9 protein-coding genes are annotated in these 13,007 nt (G+C 37.8%); 1 reads left to right on the top strand and 8 read right to left on the bottom strand.

The genetic code is table 11. The features are described from left to right. Nucleotides 1–56: 56 nt before the first annotated feature. Together QZT73_RS13900 and QZT73_RS13895 are read right to left on the bottom strand one after the other, a co-directional pair. On the bottom strand, nucleotides 57–1,967 hold the full coding sequence (locus QZT73_RS13900) for a DUF3857 domain-containing protein (protein WP_291788758.1): 1,911 nt from the start codon (nucleotides 1,965–1,967) through the stop codon (nucleotides 57–59). A 2-nt stretch (nucleotides 1,968–1,969) separates the two neighbouring features. Further along, nucleotides 1,970–3,805, bottom strand: a complete 1,836-nt coding sequence (locus tag QZT73_RS13895; protein ID WP_291788755.1) for a DUF3857 and transglutaminase domain-containing protein — start codon at nucleotides 3,803–3,805, stop codon at nucleotides 1,970–1,972. Nucleotides 3,806–4,092: 287 nt separating this feature from the next. On the opposite strand from QZT73_RS13895, the gene QZT73_RS13890 reads away from it, so the two are divergent. After that, entirely contained in the window at nucleotides 4,093–4,560 is a 468-nt protein-coding gene (locus QZT73_RS13890; RefSeq protein ID WP_291781153.1) for a MaoC family dehydratase, read from the top strand. A gap of 48 nt (nucleotides 4,561–4,608) precedes the next feature. Here QZT73_RS13890 and QZT73_RS13885 read toward each other — a convergent pair whose 3' ends face one another. From QZT73_RS13885 to QZT73_RS13860, 6 genes are all read right to left on the bottom strand, one after another. Beyond that, on the bottom strand, nucleotides 4,609–5,337 hold the full coding sequence (locus QZT73_RS13885; RefSeq protein ID WP_291781156.1) for a tRNA threonylcarbamoyladenosine dehydratase: 729 nt from the start codon (nucleotides 5,335–5,337) through the stop codon (nucleotides 4,609–4,611). Next, entirely contained in the window at nucleotides 5,334–5,978 is a 645-nt protein-coding gene (locus QZT73_RS13880) for a TatD family hydrolase (RefSeq protein ID WP_291788753.1), read from the bottom strand. Before QZT73_RS13880 ends, QZT73_RS13885 begins: the two co-directional genes overlap by 4 nt. A 233-nt stretch (nucleotides 5,979–6,211) precedes the next feature. Then, entirely contained in the window at nucleotides 6,212–8,722 is a 2,511-nt protein-coding gene (locus QZT73_RS13875; protein WP_291788750.1) for a Plug domain-containing protein, read from the bottom strand. Between the two features lie 68 nt (nucleotides 8,723–8,790). Further along, the gene (locus tag QZT73_RS13870; RefSeq protein ID WP_291788747.1) at nucleotides 8,791–9,936 is read right to left on the bottom strand and encodes a BamA/TamA family outer membrane protein; all 1,146 of its coding nucleotides are present in this window, start codon (nucleotides 9,934–9,936) and stop codon (nucleotides 8,791–8,793) included. Nucleotides 9,937–9,991: 55 nt separating this feature from the next. Further along, nucleotides 9,992–12,397 (bottom strand): TonB-dependent receptor, encoded by a 2,406-nt coding sequence (locus QZT73_RS13865; protein WP_291788744.1) that lies wholly within the window; start codon nucleotides 12,395–12,397, stop codon nucleotides 9,992–9,994. A gap of 85 nt (nucleotides 12,398–12,482) precedes the next feature. Next, nucleotides 12,483–13,007: fatty acid desaturase (locus tag QZT73_RS13860; RefSeq protein ID WP_291788741.1), on the bottom strand; the 525-nt coding region annotated here is incomplete at its 5' end.

Genomic DNA, 13,007 nt, shown 5'->3' with positions numbered 1-13,007 from the left:
TTATAATACAAAGAAAACGGAATTAAACGGATATTGAAACTTTAGAAAAATGCCGATTATGGCAAAGTAGTTTTTCTCAAAACTACCGGTTCCTTTAACTTACTGGTGACAATTTCCATAAAATACTTAAGATCCTGATACAGAATTGCAGGCAGAACATGCTGCTTTAAGTCAATTGTGGAATTTATTTTTACCGTATTCTCCATGGCTGTCACTTTATAATTGAATGAAAATGTTCCGTTGGTCAAGGCAACCGAAACATCTTCAGGAAAATCGTCCAATTCATACCCATCTGGAATATCAATACTGGTGTTGAAATTGTCCAGGAATCCATGGTAGAAGTCAATTGGAAAAGTCCTGCTATCAGCTTGAAATGGGTTTTCTGAAAACCTTGAATACAAAAATGGTTCTATGAAAAGCAGCTCCTCTCCGTTTGTTGAAAAGGTTTTTTGCCATTTCATATCCACTACTTTGCGTGGGTCATTTCTAGAGCTAAAGGAAAAGCCTTGGGTTTGATCCATATTGAAACCCATGGTCTCTTTTTGGAAGTATTCTTCCCCATTTTTTTCTTTGAGTCTATCCATCCTGATTCCATCATAGTCTAAAAACCGGATGGTTGCATCAGATACCCAATCATTTCCACCTTCCAGCTTAAAATTGACAGATTGCTGAATACCGGATCGGTGATTGACTTGAATTGGAATCAGCCTGCTTTCCTTGTCCTTAATTAGAAATCCTTTTTCTACATGAAAGTCCACGGGCAAATAACCAAAAGGGACTTCTTTATTTGTAACATCTACAAAATAGGACTTTCCGTCAGCCATGACTGTTAAAATCAATTGGTTGAATTGGTCTGCAAAGGGACTGTCGATGATATTTGACCGGCCATTTCCCTTGCTGCTAATCAGGACAGGGTCAGCTTCTATTCCGTGTTGATTCAGATAAGCCAGTAGTAAAAGATTAAGCTCTGGTCTGGAATTTTTCTTGGTCTCAAGCAATTGTTTGATATGGTCTGTGGGCAATATGCCTACATACCCGTCAAATTCATAATTTTCAAGCATATAATCGTAAATGGCTTTGGCCATTTGAAGTTGATTGTCACCAACTACGTTCAGTTCCTGAAGTTTTTGGGTATAGGTTTTATTCGGTTTAATATAACTTCTAAAACTCTCGATATTGACGATGTGTTTGGCGAGCTCCGGCCAATCTGCGAAAACACTGTTGCTGCCTCTAAATCCATATCCGGCCAGTTGGAACTCAATTTTTTCATAATAGTCACTTGGACTGGACATGTAAGGTTCTTCTTTAAATGACCTTAAATCCTTGAGTATCCATTTGTAGGTTCCATCTTTCTTCCAATCAAACTTGTGCTTTAGCGTTTGCTCACCTTGACTCAAGACCCTGTAATTCAGCTCTGAAGGAATGTCAATACTGTAAATCGACACGAGTGTAGGGATTTGGTTCTGGAAGACCCAACCTTCCAAAATGGTCAATCTTTTATCTATTTTGGAATATTGATAATCTATGATAGACCCAACTTGTACATCAGGAAGCGTAAAACGAATTTCTTTCCAGCCATTTCCTAAATCCACAGTAAAAAAATCACCTTCCTTTAAAGTTAATGTCTTAGGCGTCCCATCTACAATATTGGTAACCTGTGCCTTGACTTTTGTCATCCTAACATAGCTATTGGAGCCTGAATAAAAGGGGATGGTTACAGTACCATGTTGAATACCGCTTGGCTTTAAGATTTTAATCCTTCTTAAAACATTTGATTCCAACTCTGGAATAACAATTTTATTGGTGCTTATTTCACCCAAGACCACTGCATCAGCTTCTGGCTCAAAATCAACCGCTTCAAATTCTATTTCTTTAGTAGTATACCTACCATAAATAAGTTCTTGTGCCTCTATATGAAGGTTGACAAGTCCAATCAAAAAGATTGTGAAAATCAGGCTTCTACACATATTTATTCTATTTTTTTAAACACAATAGATGGGATGGATGCAACATTGACTTTTTGCCAAAGAGCTGTAAGGTCATTTCCTGTTTCAGAACATGTAAAGTGTGTTTCCAGGTGTTTCTCTACCCGTATCACACCTTCTTTCCAAGAGGTGTTAATTTTTAGAGAGTATTCCTCATTCAAATCTGTAATTTGAGGCAGTTTATTTTCTGGTTCAAGCTTGTCTGAAACATGGATTTCATAAATATCATGAACATAAAGTTTCCCATTCATTAAGTCTTCCTTGCTGATTTTTTTCCAATTAAGCGGGATTAAGACCCTTTTTGAAGTATTTTGGGCAAACTTCTGAAGATCACCAGTAAAATTGATTTTAGCTGTTGGTACAAAATTCTCGACATGATGTTCTAAGTAAAAATCGAAAATCAGTAAACCACTTCCCCCTAAATTTCGGTTGAGAAAAGATTTTTGATCTTTACCATTCATTGTGGTTCTAAGGCCTAAAAAATTATTGGAAGGATTCCCTTTAAAAATATATTCCCCTTCGATATGGGCATTTCCATCTTCTTTTAACTCAATAACATTTTTTGTCAAAAATGTATTAAAAGCTGGTTCTTGGTAATCAGGTGTTTTGTCAATTATTCCTCCATCTTCAGTAATTACTAAAACGTGGCGGTTTTTTGTAAATTCACCTAAAAATCCTACCGGATTGGTTTTTGAAGTGCATTCCAGCCAGATGGTTTGGTCTTCCAATGGAACCCTTAAAATCGCATGATTGAATTGATTGGAAGACCATTCAATATCTATGTCCTCTTCATTCACCCCAGCATTTACCAAAGTATATTGTGAGTCTATACCTACTTCCTTTAACATAGACCTCATCAGGTTGGTCAGTCCCTTACATTCACCATATTTGAGTTGATGAACCTGTGCTGCATTTTGAGGCATCCAGCCGTCAATTCCCAAGCCTATGTACACATAGCGATAGTTTTCTTGTAAATAGCGGTATAGGGCTTCAATTTTTTGAGTATCCCTTTCTAATCCACGGACTTGCCTGTGGATATCTTCCTTTAATGAGGCTGTAACCTCTCCTTTTCCCACCATTAGCTTGGCAAACCATAATCCAAAGTTTTTCCAATCACTCATATCAGCCTCAAATCCCTCTAAAGAAAATTTTTTAGGTAGAATTTTCAGGTACATGGCTTGATTTTCCTGTTCTTTGGCTAAAGGATTTAATCCTTTCATTTTCCAGGATAAAGAAATCTCATCTCCAAATTGACTGGAATCAGGTGCTAGGTCAAAATGATATTTGCGATACCTTAATCCAAGGGCCTGGGGATATCTTATCTCTAGAGTGGCTTCTTCCACTTTTTGGTTGTAATACCATAGAGGATACCATGAGTTAAAATAAAAATTACCTGACTGCTTCACTTCATATTCCACCTCAACAATCATAGGAAGTTTTTCTTCTCCCATACCATAGAATTTCACCCTTTGGTCGTCGAATAGTGCATCCTTTGAAATATTGTTATAATCCGAGAGCTCTTTTGCAGAAATTTTCTTTACTACTCGCCCTTTTGAAGGATCAATTAGCCTTCCTTCAAAAGCCATAATACGGTGGATCTCGCTGTAAGGTATAAGTATATTTCCATGCCCCAAGCCTTTTTTATCAAGAATTAAAGTTGATTTTTTAACCTTATAGGTTACCGTGTAGTCATCTTGGAGGATTATTTCTGTATGGTGCGACAAAATTGAAAAATACGGAACTGTTGCCTTAAGATGCAAGGAAAAAAAGAAGCCTGTAAGTGCCAAAAACATGGTTTTGGCGAAAAATTTTTTATTCATATTTCAAAGCATAGGCAGTAAATTTAGGAATATAGTTGAATAAAAAAATAGAAACATAAAATTTTTTTTCAGAAAAAAGGAATGGATATTTTTCTTCCTATTGTCCAGTATTTGAGACAGTTAGACTGGTGTTGGTTTAAACTTTCTTTTTGAAAGAGGAAATGTGGATTGCTTAACAAAAAACTAGTGAAGAAGAATTGATAGATGCTTTCCTTAATCTCTTAGAATTATTTAGCACCCTTATTTTTGGGATTTTTGTTAACTTTATTTTCAAAAATAATCAGTCTATGGCTCATATCACAATTGGAAGTTTTGAAGATTTCGAAAAATTTATTGGAAACGACCTAGGATTATCTGAATATCACCGGATTACACAGGAACAGATCAATAAATTCGCGGAAGCAACGCTCGACCATCAATGGATTCATACTGACCCTGAGCGCGCCAAATTGGAAGGTACTTTCGGGAATACCATTGCCCATGGTTATCTTACACTTTCATTGGTACCTTATCTTTGGGAGCAGATTGTTCAGGTGCAGAATCTAAAGATGATGGTCAATTATGGAATAGAAAATCTACGCTTTGCCCAAGCGGTGCTGGTCGATAATGAAGTTAGGCTTAATGCTGGCCTGAAAAATGTGGTTAACCTTAGAGGAACCATCAAGGCCGAAGTAGATGTCAAATTGGAAATCAAAGACCAAAGAAAACCTGCTTTTACTGGGACATTGGTATTCCTATATCATTTCCATACTTAAAAGATTCTGTTTTGTTAAAAATAGGCTTGCCTGATGGGTGAGAATTTTTTAGCCTGACACCAAAAGATCATTGATGACCACAGATGCACAACTGCAACCAAAGGCTGCAGGTAAAAAAGACATGGTACCATAGGCGGATTTTTTATAATTTTTTCCGTCGGTCATCATTAAACTCTCTTTGATGTAAAGTTCAGTTGAAAAAACGACCTTAAAACCTCTTTTTATATCTAATCTTTTCAATCTTTTCCGAAGCATCCTGGCAAGCTTGCAGTTATGGGTTTCCGATATATCGGCAATCCTGATTTGGGTAGGATCCATTTTTCCTCCTGCTCCCATAGAACTTACCAATGGAAACCCTCTTTGCTGGGCTCCTGCAATTAGATGTAGTTTTGGTGTTAAACTGTCAATGCAGTCCACTACATAATCAAATTCATTCTCATTAAGAAGCTTTGTCATAGGCTCAGGCGCAAGAAATTTACCTATCACGTGTATTTTGAGTTGAGGGTTGATGCTAAGTAAGCGCTCCTCCATCCATTCCGCTTTTGATTGTCCCACATTTTTTTGGGTTGCCGGTAGTTGCCTGTTGCAATTGCTAATATCCACCACATCTCCATCAATGATGGTCATTTCCCCTATACCGCTTCTGCAAATAAATTCGGCGGCAAACGATCCGACACCACCAAGGCCTACAATCAGGACATGCTTTTTGGCCAACTTTTCCAATCCTTCACGCCCTATTAAAAGTTCTGTACGTGAAAGCCAGGTAAAATCATTCATTTGAATATTCTTTTTGAGATATGCATCCAATTTTCTCTGACCTGTCTGTCCAAAGTGTAGACAGGAATGCCCAAAATTAGTGAAGCCTGTTCATAAATAGCGGAAATATTTTTTTCTGAAATATCAGTCTCAAAAAAAACCCTGTCTAATGGACATTCCTTTAAGCATTTTTTGGCATTTGCATTGTTTTGAAATAAGGCTTCTCCAAATGAAAAATATACTGGGAAATTATGCAAATTTTCTACAACGGCAGACTTTAGATTGAAGCCATGCCAAATGATAAAAGGGGGGTAAACGTTTGTTTTTAGATACTTTTGAAGCAAATGAAGCCCTTTGACACAATGCAAAATAAGCGGTAAATCGTATTTTTTTGCCAAATCCGCCTGGGCCTTAAATGCCGCCATTTGTAAGTCAGGAGGAGGTCCTTTGACCAAATCAAAACCACATTCACCAACTGCAAAAAGGTTTGGATTGTTAAGGTATTGCTCAAGTCGGAAGACTTCCTGTTCCCAATCCCCTTTAAGATACCAAGGATGTAAACCAATAGAAAATGGTTGTATGTTCTCTCTTTTTTTGGGGATACCATTAAATATCCCTGTTGGGTTGCCTTGGGAATGTGTATGGATATCCAGTAAGTTCATTCAAAAGAGAATTTACCAAAAATTTCTTTAATCAAGGGCTTAACCCTGCGAGATTGTTTCCTAATAACAAAAGATTTTTTTCTTCACTATTCAATCAATTATCCAAACCCAGTACCGGAAAATATACCTTTCTTTTTATAAGCTTCCTCTTCTCATTACCATTTACCTATCTTTTTTAGCAGTCAAAATAAAAGTAAGAATTCATTTTAATAAATTCCATTTCCCAAATACTACTAATCCTGAACCTGATTCCTTTCTCTATTTCCTACATGAAAAGTATAGGTACCAAATATCGGGTCTCCTTCATTGGAAAGTCCCTCCAAAATTACCCTGACCACAGGACTGCCTTCAGTCAATCTAAAGTTGATCTTGGTTTTTCCTTCTTGGTTTGTTAATACCTTAGGGTTCCAATAGATAGTAGACCGATAATCTACTGCAAAAGGAACATTGATATCGGGTACCACGGGAGGTTCGTAAAATTCCCTCACTGGTGAATAACCCAAAACCTCTGCCACGGCATTTCCTTTGGTATCTATATCTGCAAAATCCCGATTAGGATTCCCTGATTTGGTCAGGATATGTATGATACCACCTCCCCCAAAACTGCCAAAGACAGCGCCTTTACTTAAACCCCGCAGAATATCTATTCGCTCAATTTCAGGCACAGGTAAGGCTGCAAGTGTTTCAGGCTGCACTGGAGCACCATTCAAAAGAAAGGTAGCACCTGCAAGCCCACCATCACCGGTAATCCTTCCACCTCTAATCAGCACGACAGGAAAAGGATTTAGACTGATTACGTCTCCTCTTACATCGACACCAGCAAACCTTCCTCTCAGCAGCTGAAAAACATTGGAGAAATAATAAAATTCTTCAGTCAATTCAAGTTTTGCATCCGGCTTATCCTGATACTGTAGAGTTCTATTGTCAGGAATCATTTGTGACCGTCTGCCGACGATTGTGACTTCTCCCAATTCAACTTCCCGATTGGTTTTGAATTGGTCCATCAGGTTTTTGGTTTCCCTGACAGTGATCAAATATTCATTTTCATCACGAAATGCTGAGTTGGGAGAAAAGCTTGTATACTTCCTTTCACCGATAAATGGGATTCTTGGAGGTATAATATTGATTTCATTTTCTTTGACTTCCCTAGACCGTTTTTTCTTTTCTTTCACCTCAAGCGTCTGGACAAAAACTGTGACCGAATCTTCGAAATCCAGGCCTGTAAAACTAAAATTACCTAATGAATCTGTTACGCCATCATATACCTCTGGGTCTTCAAAAGGATGCCTGACCATAAGGGTTAATACCTGGGGTTCTGAAATTTCTCTTTTCCCACCAGTTTCCACTTTTCCTGAGACAGACAATCCCGGTTCTATACTAAAATTGGGTAAAGATTGAAGTTTTGCTAAATCGCTCCAATTAAATCTTCTCCAACCCTGAGTCAATAGCAAATTATCAAGATGCTTTGCAGCATTTTCTTGATGTGGATCAAAGTAATAGGCAGGCTTTTCTACTTCACCAAATACCTCTGAGTCCAAAAGAAAATAAGTGAAGATATTTTGTGTGCTTTCAGGATAAAATATCTGATCCCCATCCAATACTGAGACGGAGAATTCCCCCTCGATTCCCATACCTGAAGCGTCTTGAACAAGAATTTCCAGTTGGACATTTTCTTTCGGCTGATAGGAATCCTTATCTGTGTGAAAAAAGGATTCTCCAGCCTGCTTTGGAAATAGAAAAACCAATCGTTCTGCAAGAATTCTTGTTTCTTCATCCATGAGAGAGAACTTATGCAATCCTGCTTGAAAAGAATTCTTTGGAATACTGAGGGTACTTTCATTATCAGAAAGATTGATTTGGCCTTTCCAAGCTACTCCTCCCTTTCGCATGGCGATCAGGTGCAATTCTTTTGGTGGATTGGACGTGTTTTGATAAACCCTGATTTCCAAATGTTTTTCATCGCCTAATCCATCAACTTGTAAAAGATGACCCTCCTCTACAATCCTTCCCAGTTCAAACTTTTTGGCTGCTTTATTTTTGGGAGTAACCAATACCTCATAATTTTCGCCTTTTTCAGGCACAAATCTCACTTTACCCATTCCAAGGTAATCGGATTCAAATTGCTGTATTTCTTCTCCTTTACTATTAAAAATTACTCCGCTTACATCTACTCCCTTGCCAAATTCATCGCTCGCTTTGAAACCGATCAGATTCTCAGTACCTGCTACCAGATTTCCCCCTTCAGGATAGAATCCAATAAAGAATTGTGGTTCAAAATCTGGCAGGTTCCAACTATCACCAACTTCCCCGATAAAAATATCTTTGGTAAAAAAAGCCTTGTTACCAAAATTTTGCATCCAATTGGTATATGCCCTAAGTGTATAAATGCCAGGCTCTAAATCCCTGGGAAGTACTATGTCTCCAGTACCTTTACCATCTTCCATCCTGACAATGGAACGGTCGATATTTCGGTCAAAGCGGCTGTCAATCAGGTCCACATAAAGTGGGACCGATAAGGTCGGATAAATCTTTTCGCTATCTACCTCTAATGTTCCATATGCTTTGAACCAGATGGTATCATTAAGAAAATAATGGGGTTTGTCTGTGTGCAGGTAAACTTTTTCCCAAGGATAAACAGCTGCATAATTTTCTAAGGCTGTTTCCAAAAGTTCAATGTTGCTTTGGGAGAAAATTTTGTTTGACCACAAAGAAAAAAAGGCTATAAAAATCAGAATTCTTTTCATCAGGTATTTATTAATAAAACTAACAACTAAATATCGCTATATAAATAAATAGTTCAAACAAAACCTAACTAAAAAGCCTCATTTAAGCCAAAATAAAAGGCGCTTTGATCACCCAAAGCAAAATCTAATCTTATATTTAGCCCTTCTTTGTTTAATCGATACCGAAAGCCCATCCCAGCTCCATACCGCATCTTGGAAAATTCAACGCGGTTAAAGTTGGAAAAAACCTGACCGGCATGGCCAAAAAACACCATCCCAAGATTTCTATAAATGGGTAATCGAAACTCTGCTTGCTGTACCAATGCATGTCTGTCCCTATACCTGCCTTCAAAAAATCCACGCATCCTTTCGCTTCCACCTATTAATGAAATGTGTTGAAAAGGTGCATCTCCAGAAGTAAAACTCCACCAGGATTGAAGTGCCAATATTTTTTGATCTCCTAATAATGTGTACTTTCTTAAATCAAAAGTGTATTGATAAAAATTAAAATTACTGCCTAACCAAGCTGGGAACCCCATAGCGGTAATTGTACTAAACCACCCTTTCGTAGGCTGAAAAATTTGATCACGGGTATCGTGGGTCATTACAATTCCCAGACCTGAAAGACGCTGTCCATTTGATCCAGGAATATTCCCGACATCCAAAAGCCCTCCTTCTTGTTTTTCGTAAATGTCATCTACCCTAAACTCATATCTTCCTCCCAGATAAATCCCTTCTGTCAATCTTTTTTGGAATAATCCATGGAAGTATGCATACCTTGTGCTGTAAGATTCCCCTTCCTCTAATATTGGTTGGTTTCCTATTCCATAAAACCGAAATGGGAAGTCGGAGAGTTCTAACCGGGCATTGAAAAAATCCTTATTCTCATTTGCCCAGAGATTAACCTCAGAAGTAAAAATAGCTTGTCTATTTAAAGTATAAAGGAAAGTAATGGGTAAACTCGATGGCCTAAGTAAAGGATTATCTTGATCACGAAATTGGAATACCCGAATGGCTCTAACTCCTAGGCCAAGTCTGGTTTCAGGTGAATAAACCACAATTGGGATAAAAGCCCAATTTTCTCCAGAAATCAAATCGATGACCTGATCTCCAAGATCAAAGGTTTTATCCAACAGCCCTGGTTTTTCATGTTTTAAAGTATCTTGAAAACTTTGACCTTGGGTTTTGGACAAAAAAAGTGCAGATAGAAGTAAAAACAAAAAAGGCTTTCTCATCAAATGCAAAAGTAAAAATAAAATAATACCCTGGCGATAGTGCCAGGGCAAAGAATTAAAATTCTACAATGATCCCAATTGTTGGAATAATGGTTCCTGCTGGATTATTTACCAATCGTGTGAGGTAGCGAGAGGGATCATCTGGATTGACAATTAATCCTCCCTGTACATCTCTTTCAGGGAACAATAACGGTGGCTGATCAGCCTGAAAATTATAGAGATTTTCTATATCTATATACCAATTGAAGTTCCATTTTTTGAAAAAGTAGCGTTTATCTATTCTTATGTCCAATTGGTGAAATTCTCCCAATCGCAGTGCGTTGATTTGATTAAAATCCAATATGCCCTGACCACGTAGATTCCATACATCTATCAGGGATGATGTGGCCACATCAATGGGTGTATATGGCAGACCTCCGAGAAAGCGCCATCTGGCACCTGCCTCCCAATTTTTTCCAAACCTTTTTCCTGCTGTCAGACTGACGATGATGCCATTATCCCAAGCAGAAGGAACAAACCCCTCAGTGTTTGGATTTGTAAATTCACTTCTTACCAAGGTTACAGCAGCTATTCCATAAAAGTTATTGTATAACCTCTGCTGGGCAAGAAATTCCAAACCATATGCCCTTCCCTCCGCATTGGAAATTACAGGTTCATTTCCGATGACTCCAAAGTCAGCACCTAAGTTGGCCAGAGCTATGCCATTCAATAAGGAAGAAGGGTAATCTTTGTACAGTTTATAAAAACCTTCTATTGAGAATCTTCTGCTTTTTTCCGGAATTACTTTTTCGATTCCTGTGACAAAATGGGTAGACTGGATAAATCTGATATCATTCAGTTGGTTGACCAGTTCCCCTTCATTATTTCTGAACCCCAAAGAAGTATACGGGGGTTTTTGGTAATATATTCCTGCATTGGTGGTCCAGAAGAGCTGTGGTTTTAGCTGATAGGAAACAGAAAGTCTAGGGCTGATTTGGTTCAAAGGATTGCTGGCGGTTTTTCCAAAATCACTTCCATCTAGCCTGACACCACCGCTTATCAAAAGCCTTTCATTGTTAAAATTTTTGCTCCCTGAGATAAACGCGCCATAACTGTTGAAAAATGTTTGATCGTTGACATCAATTATCAAACCTTCATTGGCAAATGAGAAGCGGTCAAAACTGTTGATGAAAAAACGGGAAAATTCATAATTGACACCGTATTTTAGATTGAAGCCTTTTTTGAATATGGAGTTTTCTGCCCTGAATTTATTTTCACTTTCCTGAGATACATAATCAAATGTAAGATTTGCAGGGTCACTTTCATCATTTTGAAAGTACTTAAAGGATCTGTTATTGAGCATGTTTCTGCTCAGGACAAAAGTCCAAAAACCATTTTCTCTAAAGCGCTTGAGTTTCAACCCTGTTGTATAATTCCATTGAGAAGTAATTGGAAGATTTTCCAATAGATAAAGCCTATTTTCTCTTTCCAACTCTGTTTCATTATTTGGTTCGTCAAAATTCAATGCAAAATTACCTGTAGCTCCGACAGCCAGAAATGTCAACTCAGTTTTGGAGTTGATTTTGGTTGTAGTTTTTATGGTAAAATCATTGAATGTTGGAAGAAACGGAAGACCTAAAGCCCTAAAAAGGAATTGGAGGTAAGAACGTCTAGCAGACACGAGGTAAGTGGTTTTCTCACCCAAAGGCCCTTCATTGGATAATGTAAATTCGCTGGCACCTATCGTCATTTGGGTGAACATTTTATCCTTTCGTCCTTCTTTTAAAGTGAATTCGAAAAATGAACTAAGAGAGTTCATGCGGTCTGCCGGAAATCCACCGGTGATAACATCCACATTTCTGATGAGGTTAACATTAAGAATTCCCACAGGGCCACCAGAAGAACCCTGAGTCGCAAAATGGTTGATAACAGGAACTTCAATTTCATCTACAAAGAATTTGTTTTCATTGGGAGCTCCCCCCCTGATAATGATATCATTTCTGAAACTTGAGGTACTTGCAACTCCAGGAAGGGATTGGATTACCCGGCTAATATCTCTGTTTCCCCCAGGATATCTTTCAATTTCATTTGTATTGAGTCTTCTCACGGATATAGGTGTTTCGTCAGAGCGGGAAAAATCAGCGGAAACAGTCACTTCACTAAGATCAGAAGCTTCCTCAATCAAACTAAAATCCAAGCGTACAGCCCTTGCTAGTGTAATCTGAATATCAAACTCGGTTTTTGTTCTAAATCCTACAAAACTCGCCCTAACATTATAAAATCCTGGAGGGATGTTGGATATTGAATAGTTTCCATCTATATCCGTTACCGTGCCGTAATCTGTACCGAGTAGGATAACATTGGCAAAAGGTATACCCTCATTGTTTACTTTATTGAATACCCTTCCCCTTACTTCTCCTTCTTGTGCAAAACTTGAAAAAATCGCAAATAAACTAATTAAAAGCGTAAACGTAGACTTCATATTTGAGTATTAATTTTTACTATTAATCCAATACCTCAATGAATTGTTTGATTTCAAATCAATAAAATAAAAATAATTTAAAGCATTAGGCATTTTGCTTTTCTTTTACCTTCCAAAGTCTCCACCAAGGTGTGCTGGGAGAGTCGTGATGCTCGTAATGGTATCCGAAAAAATAACAGGAGATAAATGCCCAAAGATGGTTTTTTTCCTGACTATTTGAATGGTGTTTGTTGTCAGATTCCCCTCTGTGTGGCAAATATGTTCCGAAGTAAAACAATTGTAGTGTGGACAAAATAGCAGGTAACATCCAGAAAATGATTAGGTTTTCTGTTGGCAGAAAAAGCTTAAGAACATTAAACGTAATTGCCATAAGTAAAAACTGCCAAATGCTTAGATATTGTTTGATAAAACTAAAATACCATAAAAAGAAATTGCCTGAAGCATGGTAATCAGGGTCTCTGTCTGTAGCAACGAACCGATGGTGTTCATGGTGTTTAGGAAATAGCTTCCAGTAAAAATTGTATGAAAACAAAATAGCAGCAATCCATCCTATGATATGGTTGACTTTTTTATTTGTAGCCACTACCCCATGCATGGCATCATGAGCTGT

It is taken from the genome of Cecembia sp., assembly GCF_007126775.1.
Taxonomy (GTDB): Bacteria; Bacteroidota; Bacteroidia; order Cytophagales; family Cyclobacteriaceae; genus Cecembia.
The sequence above is the reverse complement of the archived record's forward strand: the minus strand, read 5'-3'. Positions and strand labels throughout refer to the sequence as shown.